This is a genomic window from Mesorhizobium sp. CA5 (assembly GCF_020165105.1).
Classification (GTDB): Bacteria; Pseudomonadota; Alphaproteobacteria; order Rhizobiales; family Rhizobiaceae; genus Mesorhizobium.
Genome location: NZ_JAIUHJ010000012.1, coordinates 56,199 through 78,242, shown reverse-complemented (window position 1 = coordinate 78,242; position 22,044 = coordinate 56,199). Strand labels below are relative to the sequence as shown.

22 protein-coding genes are annotated in these 22,044 nt (G+C 64.5%); 13 read left to right on the top strand and 9 right to left on the bottom strand.

Annotated elements, in window-relative coordinates:
• Nucleotides 1-26: 26 nt before the first annotated feature.
• The 3 genes from LB529_RS17260 to LB529_RS17250 all read left to right on the top strand — a co-directional run bounded on the left by LB529_RS17260 (nucleotide 27) and on the right by LB529_RS17250 (nucleotide 3,077).
• Nucleotides 27-1,196, top strand: a complete 1,170-nt coding sequence (locus LB529_RS17260; protein ID WP_224610806.1) for a mandelate racemase/muconate lactonizing enzyme family protein — start codon at nucleotides 27-29, stop codon at nucleotides 1,194-1,196.
• A 2-nt stretch (nucleotides 1,197-1,198) separates the two neighbouring features.
• Entirely contained in the window at nucleotides 1,199-1,915 is a 717-nt protein-coding gene (locus LB529_RS17255; RefSeq protein ID WP_140545878.1) for a FadR/GntR family transcriptional regulator, read from the top strand.
• Between the two features lie 181 nt (nucleotides 1,916-2,096).
• On the top strand, nucleotides 2,097-3,077 hold the full coding sequence (locus LB529_RS17250; RefSeq protein ID WP_224711773.1) for a hydroxyacid dehydrogenase: 981 nt from the start codon (nucleotides 2,097-2,099) through the stop codon (nucleotides 3,075-3,077).
• A gap of 80 nt (nucleotides 3,078-3,157) precedes the next feature.
• On the opposite strand, the gene LB529_RS17245 is transcribed toward LB529_RS17250, so the two are convergent.
• Nucleotides 3,158-4,453 (bottom strand): amidase, encoded by a 1,296-nt coding sequence (locus LB529_RS17245; RefSeq protein ID WP_224711772.1) that lies wholly within the window; start codon nucleotides 4,451-4,453, stop codon nucleotides 3,158-3,160.
• Nucleotides 4,454-4,569: 116 nt separating this feature from the next.
• On the opposite strand from LB529_RS17245, the gene LB529_RS17240 reads away from it, so the two are divergent.
• Entirely contained in the window at nucleotides 4,570-4,917 is a 348-nt protein-coding gene (locus LB529_RS17240) for a GFA family protein (protein ID WP_224546189.1), read from the top strand.
• A 143-nt stretch (nucleotides 4,918-5,060) separates the two neighbouring features.
• Here LB529_RS17240 and LB529_RS17235 read toward each other — a convergent pair whose 3' ends face one another.
• From LB529_RS17235 to LB529_RS17205, 7 genes are all read right to left on the bottom strand, one after another.
• Nucleotides 5,061-6,164: an ABC transporter ATP-binding protein gene (locus LB529_RS17235; RefSeq protein WP_095769199.1), complete on the bottom strand. Its 1,104-nt coding sequence runs from the start codon at nucleotides 6,162-6,164 to the stop codon at nucleotides 5,061-5,063.
• Nucleotides 6,164-7,270, bottom strand: coding sequence for an ABC transporter ATP-binding protein (locus LB529_RS17230; protein ID WP_095769198.1), 1,107 nt, complete (start codon nucleotides 7,268-7,270; stop codon nucleotides 6,164-6,166). The genes LB529_RS17235 and LB529_RS17230 overlap by 1 nt, the downstream gene beginning before the upstream one ends.
• Nucleotides 7,267-7,488: a hypothetical protein gene (locus LB529_RS17225; protein ID WP_095769197.1), complete on the bottom strand. Its 222-nt coding sequence runs from the start codon at nucleotides 7,486-7,488 to the stop codon at nucleotides 7,267-7,269. Before LB529_RS17225 ends, LB529_RS17230 begins: the two co-directional genes overlap by 4 nt.
• Nucleotides 7,485-8,441, bottom strand: a complete 957-nt coding sequence (locus LB529_RS17220; protein ID WP_095769196.1) for a carbohydrate ABC transporter permease — start codon at nucleotides 8,439-8,441, stop codon at nucleotides 7,485-7,487. The genes LB529_RS17225 and LB529_RS17220 overlap by 4 nt, the downstream gene beginning before the upstream one ends.
• Nucleotide 8,442: 1 nt before the next feature.
• Nucleotides 8,443-9,348 carry a carbohydrate ABC transporter permease gene (locus LB529_RS17215; protein WP_095769195.1) on the bottom strand — a complete coding sequence of 302 codons (906 nt, stop codon included), beginning with the start codon at nucleotides 9,346-9,348 and terminating at the stop codon, nucleotides 8,443-8,445.
• Between the two features lie 64 nt (nucleotides 9,349-9,412).
• Nucleotides 9,413-10,729 carry an ABC transporter substrate-binding protein gene (locus LB529_RS17210; RefSeq protein WP_224711771.1) on the bottom strand — a complete coding sequence of 439 codons (1,317 nt, stop codon included), beginning with the start codon at nucleotides 10,727-10,729 and terminating at the stop codon, nucleotides 9,413-9,415.
• Nucleotides 10,730-11,079: 350 nt separating this feature from the next.
• A complete protein-coding gene (locus LB529_RS17205; RefSeq protein WP_224711770.1) occupies nucleotides 11,080-11,775 on the bottom strand; it encodes a TetR/AcrR family transcriptional regulator in 696 nt (231 codons plus the stop codon).
• Between the two features lie 153 nt (nucleotides 11,776-11,928).
• Here LB529_RS17205 and LB529_RS17200 point away from each other — a divergent pair, with 153 nt between their 5' ends.
• The 3 genes from LB529_RS17200 to LB529_RS17190 are packed head-to-tail and all read left to right on the top strand — an operon-like array spanning nucleotide 11,929 to nucleotide 14,425.
• The gene (locus LB529_RS17200; RefSeq protein WP_224711769.1) at nucleotides 11,929-13,125 is read left to right on the top strand and encodes a Tm-1-like ATP-binding domain-containing protein; all 1,197 of its coding nucleotides are present in this window, start codon (nucleotides 11,929-11,931) and stop codon (nucleotides 13,123-13,125) included.
• A 12-nt stretch (nucleotides 13,126-13,137) separates the two neighbouring features.
• On the top strand, nucleotides 13,138-14,004 hold the full coding sequence (locus LB529_RS17195) for a phosphoenolpyruvate hydrolase family protein (RefSeq protein ID WP_224711768.1): 867 nt from the start codon (nucleotides 13,138-13,140) through the stop codon (nucleotides 14,002-14,004).
• Nucleotides 14,005-14,008: 4 nt separating this feature from the next.
• Nucleotides 14,009-14,425, top strand: coding sequence for a cupin domain-containing protein (locus LB529_RS17190; protein WP_224711767.1), 417 nt, complete (start codon nucleotides 14,009-14,011; stop codon nucleotides 14,423-14,425).
• Between the two features lie 74 nt (nucleotides 14,426-14,499).
• On the opposite strand, the gene LB529_RS17185 is transcribed toward LB529_RS17190, so the two are convergent.
• Nucleotides 14,500-15,690: a M24 family metallopeptidase gene (locus LB529_RS17185; RefSeq protein ID WP_224711766.1), complete on the bottom strand. Its 1,191-nt coding sequence runs from the start codon at nucleotides 15,688-15,690 to the stop codon at nucleotides 14,500-14,502.
• A gap of 333 nt (nucleotides 15,691-16,023) precedes the next feature.
• Between LB529_RS17185 and LB529_RS17180 the strand changes: the two genes are divergently transcribed.
• The 6 genes from LB529_RS17180 (at nucleotide 16,024) to LB529_RS17155 (ending at nucleotide 22,044) form a co-directional block, all read left to right on the top strand.
• Nucleotides 16,024-17,634, top strand: coding sequence for an ABC transporter substrate-binding protein (locus LB529_RS17180; RefSeq protein WP_224711765.1), 1,611 nt, complete (start codon nucleotides 16,024-16,026; stop codon nucleotides 17,632-17,634).
• Nucleotides 17,635-17,889: 255 nt separating this feature from the next.
• Complete coding sequence (locus LB529_RS17175) at nucleotides 17,890-18,876, top strand: ABC transporter permease (RefSeq protein ID WP_224711764.1); 987 nt, start codon at nucleotides 17,890-17,892, stop codon at nucleotides 18,874-18,876.
• Nucleotides 18,873-19,703: an ABC transporter permease gene (locus LB529_RS17170; RefSeq protein WP_224711763.1), complete on the top strand. Its 831-nt coding sequence runs from the start codon at nucleotides 18,873-18,875 to the stop codon at nucleotides 19,701-19,703. Before LB529_RS17175 ends, LB529_RS17170 begins: the two co-directional genes overlap by 4 nt.
• Entirely contained in the window at nucleotides 19,700-20,701 is a 1,002-nt protein-coding gene (locus LB529_RS17165) for an ABC transporter ATP-binding protein (RefSeq protein WP_318012569.1), read from the top strand. Before LB529_RS17170 ends, LB529_RS17165 begins: the two co-directional genes overlap by 4 nt.
• Nucleotides 20,698-21,474, top strand: coding sequence for an ATP-binding cassette domain-containing protein (locus tag LB529_RS17160; RefSeq protein WP_224711762.1), 777 nt, complete (start codon nucleotides 20,698-20,700; stop codon nucleotides 21,472-21,474). Before LB529_RS17165 ends, LB529_RS17160 begins: the two co-directional genes overlap by 4 nt.
• A 63-nt stretch (nucleotides 21,475-21,537) precedes the next feature.
• Nucleotides 21,538-22,044, top strand: a complete 507-nt coding sequence (locus LB529_RS17155) for an L-2-amino-thiazoline-4-carboxylic acid hydrolase (protein WP_224711760.1) — start codon at nucleotides 21,538-21,540, stop codon at nucleotides 22,042-22,044.

Here is a 22,044-nt window from a genome sequence, read left to right as displayed (position 1 = left end):
GCGGGCGGAGGGGCCGAAGGGAAAACATGCGCATCAAGAGCGTCCAGGCCTGGTGGGTTCGTATCCCGATCGAAGTCGCGAAGCAGCATCGCAGCGACTTCGGTCAGGTGACGACGTTCGACGCCGCCATTCTGCGCATCGAGACCGCTGACGGCCTGGTCGGCTGGGGCGAGGGCAAGAACGCCGCCGGCAGCGCTGGCAGCTATGGCGCGCTCGTCCATATGCTCAACCACGAGATCGGCCCGCAGTTGATCGGTTGCGATCCGGCCGACATCGGTATCATCTGGGAAATGCTCTACAACGGCGTGCGGCATGAGACGGCGGCGCATGCCGGCCATGCCATGCCGCAGCTGGCGCGGCGCGGCATGAGTGTGGCGGCGATCAGCGCCGTCGACATCGCGCTCTGGGACATCCTCGGCAAGTCGCTGGGGCAGCCGGTTTGGCGGCTGCTCGGCGGCCGCAAGGTCGAGCGCATGCAGGCCTATGCCTCGGGCGGCTGGGCCTCAGCCGACGCCATCGGCGAGCAGTTGACATCCTACATCGCCAAGGGCGGCTTCAAGGCGCTGAAGATGCGCATCGGTGCTATGGACGGCGCCCCGCATGTCTCGGCCGCGCGCGTGCGCGCCGCAAGGCAGGCGATCGGGCCGGATGTCGATCTGATGGTCGACGCGCACGGCACCTATACCGTCGCCGAGGCCAAGCGCTTCATCAACCTCACCGCCGATCTCGACCTTGCCTGGTTCGAGGAACCGGTGACCGCCGACGATAAGCCGGGCATGGCCGACGTGCGCGCCTCGGGATCGACGCCGATCGCCACCGGCGAAAGCGAGGCGACGCGCTATGCCTTCCGCGATCTGGCTGTGCTGAAGTCGGCCGACATCTTCCAGCCGGATCCCGCCTTCTGCGGCGGCATCAGCGAGGCGATGAAGATCGGCACCATCGCCAGCGCCTTCAACCTGCGATTCGCGCCGCATCTGTGGGCCGGCGCGCCCTGCTTCTTTGCCGGGCTGCATGTGTGTGCCGCCTCACCCGCCAGCTTCACCATTGAATATTCGCTCGGCGCCAACCCGATGATCCACGACCTCGTCGAGGAGACTGTCGAGGCGAAGGACGGTATGATAGCGATCCCTGAAAAGCCTGGATTGGGATTCACCATCTCCGAGCGATTCCTGGAGGCGCACGCGCAACGTATTTGACGATGAAAGAAAAGAACCTTCTCGCGGAACTCGCCGCCTATCTCTTTTCCAACTCGGACAAGGAGTCCGGCCGCACGCCCTCGGAGCGAGAGCTGGCGGAACATTTCGGCGTCAGCCGCGGCCAGATTCGCGAGGCGCTGGCCATCCTCGAGGCCATGCGCATCGTCGAGCGGCGCGCCAAATCCGGCATCTATATCGACACCAAGCAGGCGAGCGTGGAAGCGCTGGCGCTGTTCGCCCGCGCCGGCTTGCCGCTCGATCCGGTGCAGATCTACGAAACCGTCGAGCTGCGCAAGATCCACGAGATCAAGGCGGCCGAGCTTGCCTGCTCGCGCGCCACCGAGGAGAACTTCGAGCGCCTGCGCGAAATCCTGAAGGCTTCCGAAGAGCGCATCGCCGCCGGCGAAGGCCTCGCCAAGGAAGACCGCGAGTTTCACCTCGAGATCGTGCGCGCGACCAAGAACAGCGTCTTCCACAACATCTGCAGCGTCTATTACCTGATGGGCGAGCAGCGCCTGCCGATCTATTTCAACGATCCCGAACGCTCGGTGCGCTCGCATGCCGAGCATATCCAGATCTACGAAGCGCTGCTGCGCCGCGACGGCAACCTCGCCCAGGCCCTGATGAATGCCCATTTGCAGGGCGCCGAGAGCTACTGGAAGGGGATCATCGAAGGCCGCGGAATGGAGCCGAAAAGCGCGGCGCTCGAAAAGGCTTGAGCAATTCCAGGAAGGTGTGGACCGTCAGGTTCGGCACCTCTGCCGTAGCCTATCGTCCGAAACTGCGTGAACCTACAGAGACAGGGGCAGTTCTCCGTTTCCGTGAAGCCGCGAAATTCCCTTGAGCATTTTGCAGCCAGACGTTTAGCTTGGCATCGCACAAATGCGGAAATGGAACCCCATGCGCAAGATCCTGTCGACGCATCCGCTGCACCCACGCGCCACGGCGATGCTGGCCGGCGCCGGGCGGCTTGCGATCGCTTCCGCGCTCGATGCCAAGACACTGACCACCGAGGCCCACGACGCCGACATCATCATCGTGCGCGCGCCGCTGCCGCCGGAGCTGTTTGCGGGTGCTTCGAGCCTGCGCGCCGCGATCCGCCACGGCGCCGGACTGGACATGATCCCGGTCGAGGCCGCGACCGCCGCCGGCGTGCTGGTGGCGAACGTGCCCGCCGTCAACGCCCGCTCGGTCGCCGAACATGTGATGTTCACCGCCCTTGCGCTGCTGCGGCGCTTCCGCGTGATGGACCGCGACCTGCGCGCCAAGGGCTGGCTTGCCGGCCGCGAGCACGCCAACTCGACCAGCGAGCTGGCCGGCAAGACCATCGGCATCGTCGGCCTCGGCGCGGTCGGCCAGGCTGTCGGCCACATCGCCGCCCACGGCTTCGACCTCAATGTCGTGGCGACCACGCGCAGCCTGCGCCCCGCGCCCGAGCGTGTCGGCTTCCTGTCGATCGACGCGCTGGTCGAGCAGAGCGACATCATCGTGCTCTGCTGCCCGCTGACGCAGGAAACGCGCGGCCTCATCAGTCGAGAGCGCATTGCCCGCATGAAACCCAACACGCTGCTGATCAATGTCTCGCGCGGCCCGGTGGTGGATGATGAAGCGCTGATCGAGGCCCTGCGTGCCGGCCGCATCAGCGGCGCTGCGCTCGACGTTTTTGCGACCCAACCGCTGCCGCCGAACCATCCCTATTTCGGCTTCGACAACGTCATCGTCACCCCGCATATGGCCGGCATCACCGAGGAATCGATGATGCGCATGGGCGTCGGCGCCGCCGGCGAGGCGCTGCTGGTACTCGCCGGCAAGCTGCCCGTCAATCTGCGCAATCCGGACGTTATCGAGCACTATCGCCGGCGTTTTCCGGTCGGCGAATAGTTCCGCGGCGAGCATCGCGACGGTGTAGACCTGAGATGCGGGCCAGCCTTTCCGGACTTGCATCCTGATGGCCTGCGCAGTCACCGGCCAAGCAAAGCCTCGACCGCGGCGGCAATGCGCAGCAGATGACTGTCATGCCCATGCTTGCCCACCAGCATCAATCCGGCCGGCAGGTTCGTGCCGGGCATCGGCAGCGAGATCGCGCAAAGGTCGAACTGGTTGGCGACCTGCGTGTTGCGCAAGAGCAGTCCTTCCGTCTTGTCGCGCAGAGCTTCGTCGCCGGCCATGGCGGAGATGGACGGCGCGACCATCGGCACGGTCGGCAATGCCAGAACATCGACCGTCTCCAGCCGTTGCGCCATGGCCGCCACAAGCTCGGCGCGCCGGCGGATCGTCCGGATGTAGGCCGAGGCAGGGACAGCCAGCGCGCGCGCCAATGGCCCGGTGACATGCGGATCGACCGGCACAGAGGCGCCGCCCGCCAGCCAATCGGCATGCACCTCCGCGCCTTCCATGGACGCGATCGTCCCGCGCCTGGTTGCTGCGCGCATCTCGGCGATAAGATCGTCGATGGACAAATCGGCGGCGCGGGCGCCGGCTCGTCCGATCCTGTCGATGCAGGCCTCGAAAGCTTCGGCGACCTTCGCCTGCGTTTCGCCGAACAAGACGCCGCGTGGAATGCCGACGCGCAGGCCGGCGAGCGAGCCCGGCTGAGGACCGGCGGGCTCTTGTCCCGCCATGATCGCATCGGCGATCGCGCAATCGGCGACGCTGCGGGCAAGCGGACCGATCGAATCCAGCGTCATCGACAGCGGAAAGGCTCCCGTCAAAGGCACGCGCCGCGCCGTCGGCTTGAAGCCGACGGCGCCGTTGAGCGAGGCGGGGATGCGCACCGAACCGCCGGTGTCCGAACCGATCGAGATGTCGCTCGTGCCCTCGCCGATCGCAACGCCGGCTCCAGACGACGAGCCGCCCGGGATAAGGCCGGCATCGGCGGCGTTGCCCGGCGTGCCGTAATGCGGATTGTCGCCGATCGCTGTGAAGGCGAACTCGGTCATGTTGGTCTTGCCGAGGATGACGGCACCCGCTTGGCGGAGCCTTTGCACGATCGCCGCGTCCCGCGCCGCCGGCGCGGCGTCGGCGCGGATCAGCGACCCGGCCGTCGTCGGCTCGCCGGCGACGTCGAACAGGTCCTTGATCGAAACGATGCGCCCGTCGAGCGGCCCAAGGCTGACGCCGGCCTTGCGGCGGGCATCGGACGCATCGGCGGCTGCCCGCGCGGCCTCGGCATAGAGCTTGGTATAGACCTTCTCATCCCCCGCCCGATTGGCAAGACGTGACAGGATGATTTCGAGACGGTCGCGGATGGATTGCATTTTCGATGTCGGGCCTTGCAAATTGCAACGTCTTTTAAGCGTGCGGCCTAGTTGGCCGGCGAAGAAATAACCCGGCAAGTGTGCCTTTGCACCCTGCCAGCGATGGAAAGATGCTGATGCTGTACAAAGGCAGCTGCCACTGCGGCAAGGTGGCGTTCGAGGTCGAGGGGGAGATCGGCGGCGCGGTGCGCTGCAACTGCTCGATCTGCCGGCGCAAGGGCGCGCTTTTGTGGGCCGTGCCGCATGAGAAGCTCAATCTGGTCGCCTGGGGCGACGACCTCGGCCGCTACACCTTCGGCAAGGCTCAAATCGCGCACCGCTTCTGTCGCACATGCGGCATGCACCCCTTTGCCGAGGACGTCGGCCAGGGCAACGAACGGTCCGCCTATATCAACATCAACTGCCTCGACGATGTTGATATCACCGCAATCGAGGTATTCGAGTTCGACGGCCGCTCGGCTTGAAGCCAATTAACCGCCCGACGCTCCTGAGACCCGCCGGGCCGAAGCTCGCAAGGGCGAGCGGGCTGGCCTATTCGGCGGCCGGCTTGGGCCTTATCAGGAAGGCCACCAGTGCCGCCAGCAAGGTCGCCGGCTAAGTCCGACTTCTATCCGGCGTGCCGCAGGCTCACACCGCTGCCTTTATCGAACATCACCACCTTGTCGGGGTTCCAGGCAAAACGCACCGGCTCTTCGATAGCCACGTCGGTCCTGGCCGGCACGGTGGCCCGCAGCATCGTGTCGCCGACCCTGAGCGTCAGGATCTTTTCCACGCCGTGGTTCTCGACATCGTGCACGCGTGCCTCGACCGGAGCCCCGCTCTCCAGATAGACGTCCTCCGGACGGATGCCGAAGACGAGCGGGCGACCATCGGCCGCGCCGCTCGTCCTGCCCCCGCCAAAGCTCTTGGCGCCAATTGTGAGCGGCAGTTCGAAATTCACCGGCGCCATCACCGCGCGGTCGTTGACCAGCCTGCCGTCGATGAGGTTCATCGGCGGCGAGCCGACGAAGCTCGCGACATAGGTGTCGCGCGGATTGTTGTAGATTTCATGCGGCGTGCCCGTCTGCACGATGCGGCCATGGTTGAGCACGCCGACCTTGTCGCCCATCGACATGGCTTCGATCTGGTCGTGCGTGACGAACAGGAACGTGGCGCCGAGTTGCATCTGAAGGTTCTTCAGCTCCGTGCGCAGCGCCTCGCGCAGCTTGGCGTCGAGCGCCGAGAGCGGCTCGTCCATCAGGAACACGCGCGGCTTGCGCACGATCGCTCGGCCGATCGAGACGCGCTGCATCTCGCCGCCGGAAAGCCGGTCGGTCTTGCGGTCGAGCAGATGTTCGATCCTGAGCGTGCGGGCGGCGCGCGCGACACGGTCCTTGATCTCGGCATCCGGCAGCCGGCGGATCTTCGGCTTCAGCGGAAATTCGAGGTTCTGCCGCACAGTGTAGCGCGGATAAAGCGAATATTGCTGCAGCACCAGCGCGACGTCGCGCTCGGCCGCGCCCCAGTCGGCGACGTCGACGCCGTCGATGAGAACCTGCCCCTCGGTCGGCTTATCCAGTCCGGCGATCAGGCGTAGCGTCGTCGTCTTGCCGGCGCCGGTCTCGCCAAGCAGCACGAAGAACTCGCCGTCGGCTATGTCGAGGTTCAGACCCGTCAACGCGGTGTGGCTGCCGTATTTCTTGGTGATGTTCTTCAGTTCGATATGGGCCATTACAGCCTTACTCCCAGCGACTTGCCGCTTGCCGTGTCGAAAAAGTGCGCCTGCTCGGGATCGATGCGGACATGGACTTTCTCACCGGGGCCCGAGACGTAGCCCGCCTTGGTGCGGGCGCGCAGCATCGTGGAGCCGAGCCTGAGATCGACAATGTCGAAGGACCCGAGCGGCTCGATGATGCTCGCCTCGACTGGCATGTAGCCGGGCGCCGCATCGTGCCGCACGAGTACGCCCTCCGGGCGGATGCCGAGTGTCAGGCCGCCATTGGCTGCATGACCGTTGAGCTTGGACAGGAGCTGGCGCGGGAACTCGAAGCCAGCCGGCGCATCGCCGACGGTTACGGAGGCAGTGCCCGCCTGATCCGCGACATTGACCTCGGCAATGTTCATCACCGGGCTGCCGACGAACTGCGCCACAAACAGGTTTGCCGGATGCGAATAGACCTCATCCGGCGTTCCGACCTGCTGGATGAAGCCTTCATGCATGATGACTATGCGGTCGGCGAGGCTCATCGCCTCGATCTGGTCGTGCGTGACATAGATCGTGGTCGACCCTTGCTTGACGTGCAGGCGCTTGATCTCGGCGCGCATCTCCTCGCGCAGCTTGGCGTCGAGCGCGCCGATCGGCTCGTCCATCAGCATCGCCTTCGGGCGCCGCACCAGCGCACGACCGATGGCCACGCGCTGCATGTCGCCGCCCGAGAGCGCCGACGGCCTCTTGTCGAGCAGATCGGTGATGCGCAGGACCCGGGCGACCTCGCGCACGGACTTGTCGACTTCGCCGCTGCTCATGCGCATTGCACGCAGCGGAAAGGCGACGTTCTCGAACACCGTCATGTGCGGGTAGAGCGAGAAGGACTGGAACACCATGGCGATGTCGCGGTCCGCCGCCTTGAGGTGCTGCACCGGCTTGCCGTCGATCAGGATGTCGCCCTGGTCGATCGTCTCCAGCCCTGCCACGGCGCGCAGCGTCGTGGTCTTGCCGCAGCCCGACTGGCCGAGCAGCACGATGAACTCGTTGTCGGCGATGGCCAGGTTCAGATTATGGATGACCTGGACGGCACCGAAGAATTTCTCGATGCCGCGAAGTTCGATCTGCGTCACTGGCGGGCTCCCTCATGCGTCGCGGCGCCGGTTTCCTCGCTCTGCTCCGGTGCGATCTTGGACGTGATGTTGAAGCCGATCAGCCCGATCAGGATGATCGTCACACCGTATGAATGCAGGCCGAGGCTCCATGGTTGGCAGAGCGCTACGATGCCCAGCACCATGAGGATTTGCGAGGCCGGCAGCAGGTACTTCTCGTTGGTGGAGCGAAAACTCATTTGCGGATTGCTCCGAACGTCACGCCGCGAAGCAGATGGTTGCGCAGCAGGAAGGTGAAGATTGCGACCGGCAACAGGAACAGGAAGGTACCCGCCGCGATCGTCGTCCAGTCCGGCAGGCCGGAGCCGATCTGCGAGGGGATGAAGGGCGGCGCCGTCTGGGCGCGCCGGTTGGTCATGATCAGCGCAAAGGCGTATTCGTTCCAGGCAGTGATGAAGCAGAACACGGCAGTCGCCGCGATGCCCGTCGCCGCCTCGGGCAGCACGATCTTGAAGAAGGCCTGCATGCGCGTGTAGCCGTCGACGAGTGCTGCTTCCTCATACTCCTTCGGGATCTCGTCCATGAAGCCCTTCATCAGCCAGACCGAGAAGGACAGGTTAAAGGCAACGTAGAGGATGATCAGGCCGATATGCGAATCGTTGAGGCCGACCATCCGGTACATCAGGAACATTGGGATTGCGACCACCACCGGCGGCAGCATGCGGGTCGACAGGATGAAGAAGAGAAGGTCCGCCTCGCCCGCGATCTTGAAGCGTGAGAAGCCATAGGCGGTGAAGGTTCCCATGCCCACAGCCAGCACCGTGCTGATCACAGCCACGATCAGGCTGTTCATAAACCGGTCGGGATATTGCGAAAGCTGCACGTCCTTGCCGACCTTGAGAACCCGCTCGCCGCCGTCATAGATGCGTTTTTCCCACCAGGGCGCGGCATCGTAGACTTGCGGATCGACGGGCTTCTGCATCTGCACGCGCTTGGTGAAGAGCCGCACGAACGGCGTTACCTCCGGCTCGAACAGCACGGTGGGCGGGACGCTGACGGCGAGCTCCTTCGGCTTGAAGGCCGTCGAGGCGATCCAGTAGATCGGTGCCAGGAAGATCAGCGTCGCGATCAGCACCGCGGCGATGGCGATGCGGTTGAAGGCGACCTCGGAAGAAGTGCGGACGGCGGCCATGTCAGCGCTCCTTCACCTTGTTGAGATACTTCACGTAGAGGTTGGTGATCGCCAGCACCATGATCAGCACGATGTAGGCCAGCGCGCAGGACTTGCCCGTATCCCACTGCTGGAAGGCCTGCTTGTAGAGCCGGATCGCGATCAGCTCGGCGGTCGGCTGGGTGGTCATCGTGTAGGCGATGTCGAAGGTCTTGAAGGCTTCCATGGTGCGGAAGATCAGCGCGATCAGAAGGATCGGCGAGACCAGCGGCAAGGTGATGCGAGTGAAGGTGTACCACCATCCGGCGCGGTCGATCGCGGCCGCTTCATAGAGATGCTGCGGCACCGCCGAGAGACCTGCGAGCGACAGCAGCATGACGAAAGGCGACCACATCCAGATATCGGTGATCGCGACCGCGTAGAGCGCGCTGTCGGGATTGGAAAGCCAGGCGAAGTCGCCAAGGCCGAAGACGTAGTTGATCGGTCCCCAGGACGGGCTGTAGAGCAATTGCCAGAACAGGCCGACGACCGCCGCCGACATCATCATCGGCAAGAGCAGCAGCGTGGTGATCAGGCCCTTCATCGGAAAGCTGCGGTTGAGCAGAAGCGCAAGGCCGAAGCCGACGATCATCTGCCCAGCCACCGAAACGATCACGTATTTGGCGGTGATGACGAAGTTCGACCAGATATGATCGTCGCTCAGCAGCTCACGATAGTTCTGCAAGCCGACGAACTGCCAGGGTTCGCTGCGGTTCGCGGCGAAGTTCGTGAAGGAATAGCCGAGCGAATAGATCAGCGGGAAAATGTTGAAGACGATCAGAAAAACCAGCGTCGGGATGATGAACAGGTTGCGGATGGTCAGATCGGACCAGCCGCGAGCGGCGGCCCTGGACGCGGGATCAAGATTGGTAAGGGCTACCGAAGCCAACTTTGTCTCCTGAAAACAGGAATGCCGGAGGGGGAAACCTCCTCCGGCATTCTGACTGCGATACTTACTTGTAACGATTGTATTTGGTGAAGGTCGCCTTCCAGTCGGCGGCCGTCTTGTCGAGCGCCTCCTGGGCGGTGCCCTTGCCGCCGACCACGAACGGATAGATGTTCTGATTCAGCTGATCGAGCACTTCGGCGTATTCAGGCGTTGCCCAGAAGTCCTTGACCATGAACATCGTGTCGTAGAACGCCTTGTTGTAAGGCGTCGCGTTCTGGAAGGCTTCGGACTTCAGCACGGCCTGGCTGCAGGTGTAGCCGCCGAGCTCGGCCCACTTCTTCTGGGTCTCGTCCTTGATGAACCACTCGAGGAATTTCATCGCCTCGTCCTTGTTCTTCGAATACGAGACGACCGAGATGCCCTGGCCGCCGAGCGCGGCGAAGCGCTTGCCGTCCGGGCCGGCCGGATTGGCGAAGAAGCCGGTGACGTCGGCATAGGGGTTGGTGGCCTTGTTCACCAGCGGCGGGAAGAAGGCGAAGAAGTTCATGCTCATCGCTGCCAGGCCGCCGGTGATCGCCTGGTTGTCTTCCACGAAGAAGGTCTTGCCCCAGCCGGGAGGCGTGAACTTGTAGAGTTGCTTGTACATGTCGAGGCCGGCGGCGGCTTCCTTGGAGTTGGTGATGCCGTCGACCTTGTAGGTCGCGTAGTCGCCGAGATCGCCGCCATAGCTGAAGATGGCGCTTTCGACACCCATCGCCATCGCGTCATAGGAATTGTCGGTGTAGATGGCCACGCCGTAGCGCTTCTGGTCCGGACGGTGGAAGAACTCGGCGATGTCGCGCAGCTGCGCATAGGTCGTCGGCACGGCGAGGTCGTAACCGTATTTGGCCTTGAAGGCCTCCTTCTCCTTCGGGTCCTCGAACCAGTCCTTGCGATAGGACCAGCCGATGGCGTCGCCTTCCAGCGGGATTGCCCAGTACTTGCTGGAACCGCCCGGGTATTCGGCGTAATACTTGATGGTCGCGGGCGCCATCACGTCGCCAAGCTTATGCTGGTTGAAGAAGTCGGTCAGGTCGACATAGTGGCCTTGCGTCGAACCGGCGCCCAGCCATTGCGAGTCGCCGACGACCATGTCGTAGGCGTCGCCATGCGCGTTGAACTCGGTGAAGGCCTTGGTCTGGAAGTCGGGCCACGGCGTTGTCTGAACGGTGACCTTCACGCCGGTTTCGGCCGTGTAGTCGTTGACGAGTTCCTGCAGGTAGTTCGCCGGGTCCCATTCCGCCCAGAAGATGGTGAGTTCCTTATCCTGCGCGCGGACGGATGTCCCGCAGGCAAGCGCCAGCCCAATACCAGCAATCACGCTGGCCATAATCTTGCGCATAGTTTTCCTCCCTTGTGCGCATTCTACCGTCTCATGCGAGCCGGCGGCGAAGCCGGCCTTGGTAGTTCCTCCTGTGATGGCACCTCTCCGGTCCAGGCCTCCCACCCTGTCGGAAATGGATCGCAGCCTTCACTTTGATCCGCTTTATCGGTCCTAAATCTGGTATTACCAATTCCCGCTTGACGTCAAGCGCTTTCTTGGGAGGCTAGGAGCAGACGAACGAGCCCACCATTATGGCATCTGCCTGTTTTCCCTTGTTTTTCCTACTCCTTGATACGCCGACCCCTTGTGAGGGCCAGCTCACCCCATTTAACATTCAAAATCGTCCTCACAATCTGGTCGAACCAGATTTACTCGATCGTCGCCCCAGGCGCCGCAGCCATTCCTGCCGATTTCGCCTCCGATTCCGCCATTGCGGCGCGCACCAGCGCGCCTGCCGCCCACTGCGCGACCGACATCATCTCGGCGCTGTTCAGCCCCCAAATGTCCTTCAGCACCGTGACCACCTCGACGCCGAACATCAGCGACAGCGCCTGGGCAAGGCGCGTGAGCTGGCGCGGCTTCAGGCGCCCCTTGAGCGGCGCGATCGCATCCTTCAACAGGTCGACGCGATGACCGCGAATGAAGGCCGGCTCGGACCCGAGCGTGCCCGCCTGGCGCCGCGCCCATTGGTCGAGGGACAGTTTCAGCGCCGCTTTGAACGTTGCCTCGAAGGCTTCGATGCGCGGCATCGCGGTCGCGAACAGATCTGCCACGCGCCGCTCGGCATCGTCGGACGTCGACTTCCAGGTAAGGATAGGGCCGAGCCCTTCATCGACCACGGCCTGCACCAGCGCCGCCTGGCTCGGGAAATACCGGTAGGCGGTGGCGCGCGACACCTCTGCCGCCTCCGCGACCTCGCTGACCGAAGGGGTCATGCCGGATTGCATCAGCCTCGTCGCCGTTTCCAGCATCAGCCGCTTTGTGCGGGCGCGCGGCCCCTTCTCGGCGGCCGGCGCCTGTGCGGCGTCATCGATGGAGGCGGCTTGTTGACGTGAGACATCCATATCAATACGATACGCGCGTCTCAAAAATTTGCAATGGCGCAATGCCGGTCAATAACGGGTCCCCACCAGCGACGAGGCTTTTGCCGAGGAGCTTAAGGGTTGGGGCAAAAAAGGCCGGCGGCAAAGCCGGCCATGCCGGACGGGGAACCGCGGATGAAGCGCATCTATGTGATCGGCACCGCCGACACCAAAGGCGAGGAACTCGCCTTCCTGGCCGATGCCGTCGCCAAGGCCGGCGGCGCAGTCGTCCGTGTCGATATCGGCACGCGAGGCGCGACCGTCCCGGTGGATATCCCTGCCAGCGAGGTCGCCGCGCATCATCCCACGGGAGCCGGCGCTGTTCTCGGCATCGACGATCGCGGCACCGCCGTTGCCGGCATGGGCGCGGCCTTCGCCAATTTCCTCCAGTCACGTGACGACATCGCCGGGGTGATCGGCATCGGCGGCGGCGGCGGCACCTCGATCGTCACCGCCGGCATGCGGGCGCTGCCGCTCGGCCTGCCGAAGATCATGGTCTCGACATTGGCCTCCGGCGATACCGCGCCTTACGTCGACATCTCCGACATCATCATGATGCCGTCGGTCACCGACATGGCGGGACTGAACAGGCTCTCCCGCACTGTGCTGCACAACGCCGCCCAGGCGATCGCCGGCATGGCCGCGAAGCCCGCCTCGGCCGCCGCCGGCAAGCCGGCGCTGGGACTCACCATGTTCGGCGTCACCACGCCCTGTGTGACGGCGATCGTCGACCGATTGCGCCCCGACTATGACTGTATGGTCTTTCACGCCACCGGCACCGGCGGCCGCTCAATGGAGAAGCTCGCCGACAGCGGTCTGCTGGCCGGCGTCCTCGACATCACCACGACCGAGGTCTGCGATTTCCTGTTCGGCGGGGTGCTGCCGGCGACCGAGGATCGCTTCGGCGCGATTGCGCGCACGAAATTGCCCTATGTCGGCTCGGTCGGCGCGCTCGACATGGTGAACTTCTGGGCGCCGCCGACCATTCCGGAAAAATATCATGGGCGGCTCTTCTACGAGCACAATCCCAACGTGACGCTGATGCGCACCACGGCCGAGGAATGCCGCAGGATCGGCGAATGGATCGGCGCTCGCGTCGCCCGATGCGACGGTCCGGTCCGCTTCCTGATCCCGGAGAAGGGCGTATCGGCGCTCGATATCGAAGGCGGCGCCTTCTTCGATCCGGAAGCCGACGCCGTGCTGTTTGACGCCATTGAGCGCACGATCGAACCGACCAGGAACCGCACTGTGACGCGCCTACCGCTGCACATCAACGATCCCGCCTTCGCCAAGGCTGCGGCCGAGGCCTTCCTCGACATCGCCAAGAAGTGAGACAAGACAAGCATGGCTGCCATTCCGCGCAAGGAAATCCTGGAAAAATTCCGCAACATGATCGCCGACGGCGTGCCGATCGTCGGCGGCGGTGCCGGCACCGGCCTGTCGGCCAAGGCCGAGGAAGCCGGCGGCATCGACCTCATCATCATCTACAATTCCGGCCGCTACCGCATGGCCGGGCGCGGCTCGGCCGCCGGCCTGCTCGCCTATGGCAATGCCAACGAGATCGTCAAGGAGATGGCCTATGAGGTGCTGCCGGTGGTGAAGAAGACACCGGTGCTGGCCGGCGTGAACGGCACCGACCCCTTTGTCATCATGCCGCTGCTTCTGGCAGAGCTGAAGACGATGGGCTTTTCCGGCGTGCAGAATTTTCCGACCGTCGGCCTGTTCGACGGCACCATGCGCCAGAGTTTCGAGGAGACCGGCATGGGTTTTGGCCTCGAGGTCGACATGATCGCCGAGGCGCGCAAGCTCGACTTGCTCACCACGCCCTACGTCTTCAACCCGGACGAGGCGCGCGCCATGGCACGTGCCGGCGCCGATATCGTCGTCGCCCATATGGGCGTCACGACCGGCGGCTCGATCGGCGCCACTTCGGCGAAAACGCTCGACGCCTGCGTCAAGGAAATCGACGCCATTGCCGATGCCGCGCGCTCGATTCGCAAGGACGTCATCCTGCTTTGCCATGGCGGGCCGATCTCGATGCCCGACGACGCGCGCTACATTCTCGAACGCTGCGAGGGACTCCACGGCTTCTACGGCGCAAGCTCGATGGAACGGCTGCCGGCGGAAGCGGCGATCGCCAGGCAGACGGCGGATTTCAAGGCGGTCGCGCTTCGCGACCAGAAGACAGAAGCAAAGAAAAGGAAGGGATGAGGCAATGGGCGACAGGAGCAAGGTGTTCGTCTATCCGAAGGATGTCAGCGCCTTCGGCTTCGACTGGGGCAAGCTGTCGCTGACCGTCGCGCCGGAAGTGAATGGCGCGGAGCGCTTCTCCGGCGGTGTCGTCGACTTACCGCCGGGCAAAGGCCACACCCGCCACAACCATCCGGGCGCCGAAGAGATCATCTTCGTCATCTCCGGCAATGGCGAGCAGATGGTCGAGGACGAGAACGGCAATCCGGTAGTAGCGAAGGTCGGCCCCGGCTGCACCATCTATGTGCCGGAAAGCCGCTTCCATTCGACGCTCAACACTGGCGACCAGCCGATGCAGCTCTTCGTCGTCTATTCGCCCGCCGGACCGGAGCTGGCGCTGCGCGACCTGCCTGATTTCAAGCTGCTGCCGGCGGGTCAGTAACGGTCTTTCCTTCTCCCCATTCTACGGGGAGAAGGTGCCCGAAGGGCGGATGAGGGGCAGCGCCGACCTTCTCCTTAAGAAATCCCGCCCCGGTTCCACCCGCGCCCGCGATCCCCGAACATTACATAGCCGGTGTCCGTTACCGCCACCGTGTCCTCCAGCTTGATGAAGCCGCGCGACGGATGAAGCATGGTGGTCTCGACCGACAGCACCATGTTCTTCTCCAGCGGCTTTGCCGCATAAGTACCTTCATAGGCGACTGGGTGATTGGTCATCAGGAACGGCGCCTCATGCGTGATCAAGCCCATGCCGTGCGCGAAGAAATCCGTGTAGGCCGCAACCTTCGAAGCCTTCAGCGCGCTCTCCGCATGCGAAATCATGTCGCCGCCCAGCGTGCCTGCCTTAACCTTGGAAAAGGCCGCCTGCTGCACGGCCTCGACTTCGGCCAGCAGATCCTCCAGCTCGGCATCCGGCTCGCCAAGCACGCCCATGCGGCAGAGGTCGCCGATATAGCCGTGATAATTGCCGCCGGAATCGATCGACAGCACCTCGCCCTTCTTCCACGCCTGGCTGGACGCCGCACGGTTGTGGCTGGAGCCCAGCGTCAGCAGGCAATACTCGAAATGCGCGCCGCGATTGGTCTCCTCGCGCCTTAGCCGCTCGATAATATCGGTCTTTGTTGTTCCTTCGCGCGCCCAGGCGATCGTCGCCAGCATCGAGTCGGTGATCAACTCGGAGGCGATGCGCAGCTGTTCCAGCTCCGCCTCGGTCTTGATGGCGCGCATGCTCTCGAGCATGCCGGTCGCATCGATCAGCTTCGCGTCCGGCAGCGCCTTTCGGACCAGCGCATAGGCGTCGGATGGCAGGAAGCCCGGCTCGATGCCGATGCGCGCCGCCGACTTGCCGATCTGCTTGAGATGCTCCACCGCCAGATTGGCGGCATCGAGCGTGCCCCAGCAGGCGGCATGCAAGGTCGGCGTCCAGAACGGATGATTCTGATGTTCGCCGCCTTCCATCTTGTTGCCGATATAGGCCGCATGTTCCGGCTCGCCCTTCTCGTAAAGGACGATCGGCAAATAGCGGCTGTGACCTATCGCATCCATCGCCGCGAAGAAGATGAACTTGTAGCCGCCGAGCAGATATTGCGTGTTGTGCTTGGAGGTGGCGAAGAGCACGTCGATGCCGGCGTCTTCCATCAGCCGATCCACCCGCGCCTGATCGAACGGGACATTGCTGACCTCGGTTTTGCCCGGAGCGATGTTCATCTTCCTCTCCCTGTTTTCATCGGCCGCAGGAGCGCCGAAAGTCATGATGTATGGCTGTTGGCCAAATCTGCATCTTTTTGGCCACTCTGGTCCAGCCAGAATTGATCACTTTCCCGCCAAAGCCGGTTTCCGTCCAAATCCCGATCGCGCTTATCTGTAATCTGGTCCTACCAGATAAGAGCATGAGAGCCTCCGTCGGCTGGCTGGTCCAGCGGACGGAAATTTCAAAGCCAAGCCATGATGCGCCAAATCCGTCTCTGGCGAAACCTTTGCCAAGGGCCATAATCACCGGATTGCCGCGCCTGCCACGGCGCGAAGAGGGGAGTTTGAGCGATGTCCGAATTGACGATTTCACGCCGCGGCCTATTGGCCGGCTCGGCGCTGCTGCTGGCCTCCACCGCGCTTCCGACCATCGGCCTTGCGCAGACGCCCAAGAAGGGCGGCCGGCTGATCGTCGCCGCGGATTCCGAGCCGCGCAACCTCAACCCGGCGATCGTCGCCTCCAATGGCGTCTTCTTCATCTCCAGCAAGATCGTCGAGACGCTGGCCGAAGCCGCCTTCGACGGCAAGGACGGGCTGCAGTCGCGGCTGGCGCTTTCCTGGGAAGGCGCTGCCGACGGCCTGTCGGTGACCTTCAAATTGCGCGACGGCGTCAAATGGCATGACGGCAAGCCCTTCACCTCCGCCGACGTCGCCTTCTCGGCGCTGCAGATCTGGAAGCCGCTGCAAAATCTCGGCCGCACCGTGTTCAAGGACCTGGAGGCCGTCGACACGCCGGACGATCTGACCGCGATCTTCAAATTCGCCAAGCCGACGCCGTTCCAGCTGATCCGAAACGCGCTGCCGGCGCTGTCGAGCGTCGTTCCGAAGCACCTCTATGAGGCTGGCAAGATCGAGGAGAACCCGGCCAACAACGCGCCGGTCGGCACCGGTCCGTTCAAGTTCGCCGAATACAAGGCCGGGCAATATTACCGGCTGACCCGGAACGACGCCTATTGGGGCAAGGACGAGCCCTATCTCGACGAGATCGTCTACCGGGTGCTGCCGGACCGCACGTCGGCCGCGGCCGCGCTGGAAGCCGAGGAGATCCAGCTCGCCGCCTTCTCCGCCGTCCCGCTCGCCGACCTCGATCGCATTTCCAAGGTGCCAGGCCTGAAGGTCATCACCAAGGGCTATGAGGGGCTGACCTACCAGCTCGTCGTCGAGATCAACCACCGCCGCAAGGAGCTGGCCGACCTCAAGGTGCGGCAGGCGATCGCGCAGGCCATCGACAAGGATTTCGTCGTCAAGACGATCTTCCTTGGCTATGCCGCGACCGCCACCGGCCCGGTGCCGAAGAACGATCCGCAATTCTACACCGCCGACGTGCCGACCTATCCTTTCGATGTCGCCAAGGCCAATGCGCTGCTCGACCAAGCCGGCTACAAGCGCGCCGACGACGGCAAGCGCTTCGCGCTGAAGCTGCTGCCGGCGCCTTACTTCAACGAGACGAAGCAGTTCGGCGATTATCTGCGCCAGGCACTCGCAGCGATCGGCATCGACGCCGAGATCGTCAACAACGACTCCGCCGCGCACATCAAGGCCGTCTACACCGACCACGCCTTCGACCTCGCCGTCGGCCCGCCGGTGTTCCGCGGCGACCCGGCAATCTCGACCACAATCCTGGTGCAGAGCGGCATTCCCGACGGCGTGCCCTTCTCCAACCAGGGCGGCTACAAGAACGCCGACCTCGACGCGCTGATCGCGAAAGCATCGGAGACGCTGGATACAGCGGCCCGCACCGAACTCTACAAGGAGTTCCAGAAGAAGGTGGCGGCCGATTTGCCGCTGATCAACGTCGCCGAGTGGAGCTTCATCTCCGTCGCCCGCGAGACGGTCGGCAACATCGCCAACAACCCGCGCTGGGCAGTATCGAACTGGGCGGACACCTATTTGGCCGGCTGATCTCCTTGCGGATCGGCTGCCGGGGTGCTCAGCTTTGAGAATGAGAGTTCCTTCGCGCCCCCCTCTGTCTTGCCGGACATCTCCCCCTCTAGGGAGATTGGCAGTTCTCGCGCCTCGCTCATTTCTGCAGCGTCGAAAATTGGCGAAAGCCGATATGACGGCTAATCTCCCCCCTAGAGGGGGAGATGTCCGGCAGGACAGAGGGGGGCGCCGTAGAGCGCAACGTCCGTGGTTTGGCCTCAACCAGGCTTCGCCATGACCCGCGCCCTGCGCCTTCTGCGTCGCCGCCTCGTCGGCAGCATCTTCGTTCTCCTCATCGTCGTCATCGGCAGCTTCCTGCTGCTCGAAGCCGCTCCCGGCGACGCGGTCGACGCCTACATCGTATCGACCGGCGGCGATGCCGGCATGATCGAATTGCTGCGCCACCGCTGGGGCCTCGACCAGTCAGAGCTGACGCGCCTCGCCAACTATCTCTGGGCGCTGCTGCATCTCGACCTTGGCCATTCCGTCACCTTCTCGCGGCCGATCCGCGAAATCATCTTCGAGCGCCTGCCAACCACGCTGATCCTGATGGGCAGCGCCACCGCGCTCTCCTTCGGCCTCGGCTCGGCGCTCGGCATCTATGCCGGCGCCAGACCCGGCAGCGTCCGCGACCGCTTCCTCTCCATCGGCTCGCTGGCGCTTTATGCCGTGCCCGGCTTCTGGCTCGGCCTGGTGCTCATCGTCATCTTCGCCGTCGATTTGCACTGGCTGCCGATCGGCGGCATCGAGACCATCGCCGCCGGGAAAACCGGAGTGGCGCGCGTCGCCGACATTGCCATCCATCTCGTGCTGCCGGTCTCGGCGCTCGGCTTCATCTATCTGGCACTTTATTTGCGCATGATGCGCGCCGGCATGGCCGAGGCCTGGCGGCAAGACTTTATCCTCGCCGCCCGCGCCAGGGGCCTGCCCCGCCGCCGCATCGTGTTTGCCCATGTTGCCCGCAATGCGCTCCTGCCGCTGGTCACCATGCTTGGCCTGCAATCGGCGCAGATGCTGGGCGGCAGCGTCGTCATCGAAAGCGTCTTTGCCGTGCCTGGCCTCGGCCGCCTGGCGCAGGAAGCCGTCGCCGGGCGCGACACGCCGCTGCTGCTCGGCATCATCCTGGTGAGCGCCGTCCTGGTCGTCGTCATCAACCTTCTCGTCGATCTCGCCTACGCTGTCCTCGATCCGCGCGTCGGCGCCGGCGAGGCAAGCGCATGAACCGCCTGCATCGTTTCTTCCGCACGCCGGAAGCAATCGCCGGCGCAATCATCCTGGCCTTGCTCATTGTGATGGCGCTGGCGGCGCCGCTGCTGTTTCCCGGCGACCCGCAGGCCATCGCCGGACCGGCGCTGCTGCCGCCGTTCCAGGACTGGTCGCTGCCGCTCGGTACCGACCGGCTCGGCCGCGACGTGCTGACCGAGCTGTTCCATGGTGCCCGCACGTCGCTGGCGGTGGGGTTGGCGGCCGCCGCCGCGGCGCTCCTCATCGGCGCGGTGGTCGGCACTTTGGCCGGCTTCGCCGGCGGCCTGATCGACGAATTGCTCATGCGCGTCACCGATGCCTTCCAGACCGTACCGAGCTTCCTGCTCGCGCTCGCCTTCGTCAGCATCGTCGGACCTTCGCTTGGTGTGGTCGTCGCGGCGATCGCGCTCGGTGCCTGGACTGGACCCGCGCGCGTCGCTCGCGCGGAAGTGCTGTCGATCCGCGAGCGCGACTATGTCGCCGGCGCGCGTGTCATCGGCATGCATCCGTTGGAAATCGCGTTCCGAGAAGTGCTGCCCAACGCCTTGCCGCCTGTGCTGGCGCTATCCTCGGTGATCGTGGCGGCGGCGATCCTCACCGAGGCCGCGCTGTCCTTCCTTGGCCTGGGCGATCCCAACCGCGTCACCTGGGGCGGCATGATCGCCGAGGGGCGTACGGTGCTGCGTACCGCGCCGTTCCTGTCGGTCGTTCCCGGTATCGCGCTGGTGCTGACGGTGCTCGGTGTCTACCTCGCCGGCGAAGGCGTGGTCGAAAGCACCGCGGTGCGCAGGAGCCTGTCGTGACCGCGCTGCTTTCGATTCGCGATCTTTCGGTGGGCTATCGGCGCGACAGGGCCGAGGCGCCGGCGCTGAAAGGCATCAGCCTGGATGTGAAAACCGGAGAGCGCCTGGCGATCATCGGCGAGAGCGGCTCGGGCAAGAGCACGTTGGCGCTGGCGGTTGCGGGGTTGTTGGCGAGGGGTGCCGTTGTGGGTGGAACGATCGAATGGTCAGCAAACCAACTTCAATCGTCTCATTCCGTCACACCCCCCTCTGGCCTGCCGGCCATCTCCCCCGCAAGGGGGGAGATTGGCGGTTCCGCTGTCGGCTCTCTTCCTGCAACGCTGGCGATTGGCGAAAGTGGAGATGACGGCCTGATCTCCCCCCTTGCGGGGGAGATGTCCGGCAGGACAGAGGGGGGTGCGAAGGATCGCCAGCCTCTGCACTTTCGACCCCTCCTCGGCCGTGACATCGGCTTCGTCTTCCAGGACCCCTCCTCAAGCCTCGACCCCGTGATGCCCGTCGGCAAGCAGATCGCCGAAGTCGTCCGCACGCATCTCAAGCTCAGCTGGCGAGACTCATATACGAAAGCCAAAACCCTCCTCGAACGCATCCGCCTCCCTCACCCGGACTCGGCCTTCCACACCTACCCGCACCAGCTGTCCGGCGGCCAGAAGCAGCGCGTGGCCATCGCTGCGGCAATCGCTGCTGGGCCGAAGCTGCTCATCGCCGACGAAGCGACCAGCGCGCTCGACACCATCGTCCAGGCCGAGATCGTCGCGCTGATCCGCCGGCTGGTGGCCGAGGACGGCATGACGCTGCTTTTCATCAGCCACGATATCGCGCTCGCCGCCACGCTTGCCGATCGCATCGCGGTGCTGCGCCACGGCGAATTGGTCGAACTCGGCGAGACCGATCAAATCCTCAACGCGCCGCGCCATGCCTATACGCGCGCCCTGCTCGATGCGCATCTCGGCCTCGACGCCGAGCCGCTGCTTGACCGGCAAGGCGCCTCGGCATGACCGTGCTGGCCGTCTCCAGTCTCGCCAAGCGCTACCGTCGCGGCGGAAAACCCTTCGCGGCGGTCGATGATGTGTCCTTCGAGATCGAGCCTGCGGAGACGCTGGCGCTCGCCGGCCCATCCGGCAGCGGCAAGTCGACGATCGCGAGGCTGGTCTTGCGGCTGATCGAGCCCGATGCCGGCCGCGTCGACTTCGAAGGCGCGGACTTCCTCGCGCTATCCGGCGGCGCTTTGCGCGCGCGCCGCGCCCGCATCCAGATGGTGTTCCAGGATCCGCTCGCCGCCTTCAACCCACGCGCCACCGTGGCGCGCGTGCTGGACGATCCCCTTCGCATTCACAACCTCGCCTCGCGCGCTGAGCGCCCGCACCGGATTGCGGCGCTGCTGGAGCGCGTCGGCCTCGATGCCGGCCTCGCGGCTCGTGCCATCCATGAGATTTCCGGCGGCCAGCGCCAGCGCGTGGCGATCGCCCGCGCCATCGCGACGCGGCCGTCGCTGATCGTACTCGACGAGGCGGTGTCGGCGCTCGATGTTTCGGTGCGCGGCCAGATCCTGGAATTGCTGCTCGACCTGCAAAGGCAGGAACGGATCGCGTATTTGTTCATTTCGCATGATCTCGGCGTCATCCGCGCCGTGGCGCATCGAGTCGTCATCCTCGACGCCGGCCGGATCGCCGAGAGCGGCGATGCCCGCGCCGTCATCGCCAACCCGCGATCGGCGATCGGCAAGGCGCTGGTGGCGGCGACGCCAAGATTGACCAGGAACCGACCATGATCCCGCAAAGTGGGACCCGGTTTGCGGACAGATCATGGTCAAACGACAAAATCAGGACACAGCATGACCGATCCCGAAGCAGCCAGAGCCGAAAAACTGTCGCGCGAGCTCGACTCCGCCTTCCGCAACCGCGCCGATCTCTACCGCCTCTTCCTCGACGAGCTGACCGCCGAGCTTGGCGCCGAGAAAGCCGAGGCGTTAATGATCCGCAGCATCGAGAAGCGCGGCCGGGAAGTCGCGGCAGCGGCTTTCGCCGATTTCGGCCCCAATGATGCGCCGGCGATCGGCGACGCCTTTCTGGCGGTCAGTCCGGATGGCGGGCGCATGTATCCGACCGATGTCGAGCGCGGGCCTGGCCACATCGCCTTCAAGGTGAAGCGCTGCCCGCTGAAGGATGCCTGGATCGAGGCCGGCGTCGGCGAGGAGAAACTCGCCACGCTCTGCCGCATCGCCGGCGCCTTCGACCGCGGTCTGTTCGAGGCAACCGGCGTGCGCTTCTCCAATGTCACCTGGACGCCGGGTCATGGCTCCGGCTGCTGCCATATCGCGCTGACAAACCGCGACGCTTAA

What these genes read in the sequence shown, in the direction of transcription:
- LB529_RS17260 (WP_224610806.1), top strand. Translation starts at nt 27, where the DNA reads ATGCGCATCAAGAGCGTCCAGGCCTGGTGGGTTCGTATCCCGATCGAA.
- LB529_RS17255 (WP_140545878.1), top strand. Translation starts at nt 1,199, where the DNA reads ATGAAAGAAAAGAACCTTCTCGCGGAACTCGCCGCCTATCTCTTTTCC.
- LB529_RS17250 (WP_224711773.1), top strand. Translation starts at nt 2,097, where the DNA reads ATGCGCAAGATCCTGTCGACGCATCCGCTGCACCCACGCGCCACGGCG.
- LB529_RS17245 (WP_224711772.1), bottom strand. Translation starts at nt 4,453, where the DNA reads ATGCAATCCATCCGCGACCGTCTCGAAATCATCCTGTCACGTCTTGCC.
- LB529_RS17240 (WP_224546189.1), top strand. Translation starts at nt 4,570, where the DNA reads ATGCTGTACAAAGGCAGCTGCCACTGCGGCAAGGTGGCGTTCGAGGTC.
- LB529_RS17235 (WP_095769199.1), bottom strand. Translation starts at nt 6,164, where the DNA reads ATGGCCCATATCGAACTGAAGAACATCACCAAGAAATACGGCAGCCAC.
- LB529_RS17225 (WP_095769197.1), bottom strand. Translation starts at nt 7,488, where the DNA reads ATGAGTTTTCGCTCCACCAACGAGAAGTACCTGCTGCCGGCCTCGCAA.
- LB529_RS17220 (WP_095769196.1), bottom strand. Translation starts at nt 8,441, where the DNA reads ATGGCCGCCGTCCGCACTTCTTCCGAGGTCGCCTTCAACCGCATCGCC.
- LB529_RS17210 (WP_224711771.1), bottom strand. Translation starts at nt 10,729, where the DNA reads ATGCGCAAGATTATGGCCAGCGTGATTGCTGGTATTGGGCTGGCGCTT.
- LB529_RS17205 (WP_224711770.1), bottom strand. Translation starts at nt 11,775, where the DNA reads ATGGATGTCTCACGTCAACAAGCCGCCTCCATCGATGACGCCGCACAG.
- LB529_RS17200 (WP_224711769.1), top strand. Translation starts at nt 11,929, where the DNA reads ATGAAGCGCATCTATGTGATCGGCACCGCCGACACCAAAGGCGAGGAA.
- LB529_RS17195 (WP_224711768.1), top strand. Translation starts at nt 13,138, where the DNA reads ATGGCTGCCATTCCGCGCAAGGAAATCCTGGAAAAATTCCGCAACATG.
- LB529_RS17190 (WP_224711767.1), top strand. Translation starts at nt 14,009, where the DNA reads ATGGGCGACAGGAGCAAGGTGTTCGTCTATCCGAAGGATGTCAGCGCC.
- LB529_RS17185 (WP_224711766.1), bottom strand. Translation starts at nt 15,690, where the DNA reads ATGAACATCGCTCCGGGCAAAACCGAGGTCAGCAATGTCCCGTTCGAT.
- LB529_RS17180 (WP_224711765.1), top strand. Translation starts at nt 16,024, where the DNA reads ATGTCCGAATTGACGATTTCACGCCGCGGCCTATTGGCCGGCTCGGCG.
- LB529_RS17175 (WP_224711764.1), top strand. Translation starts at nt 17,890, where the DNA reads ATGACCCGCGCCCTGCGCCTTCTGCGTCGCCGCCTCGTCGGCAGCATC.
- LB529_RS17170 (WP_224711763.1), top strand. Translation starts at nt 18,873, where the DNA reads ATGAACCGCCTGCATCGTTTCTTCCGCACGCCGGAAGCAATCGCCGGC.
- LB529_RS17160 (WP_224711762.1), top strand. Translation starts at nt 20,698, where the DNA reads ATGACCGTGCTGGCCGTCTCCAGTCTCGCCAAGCGCTACCGTCGCGGC.
- LB529_RS17155 (WP_224711760.1), top strand. Translation starts at nt 21,538, where the DNA reads ATGACCGATCCCGAAGCAGCCAGAGCCGAAAAACTGTCGCGCGAGCTC.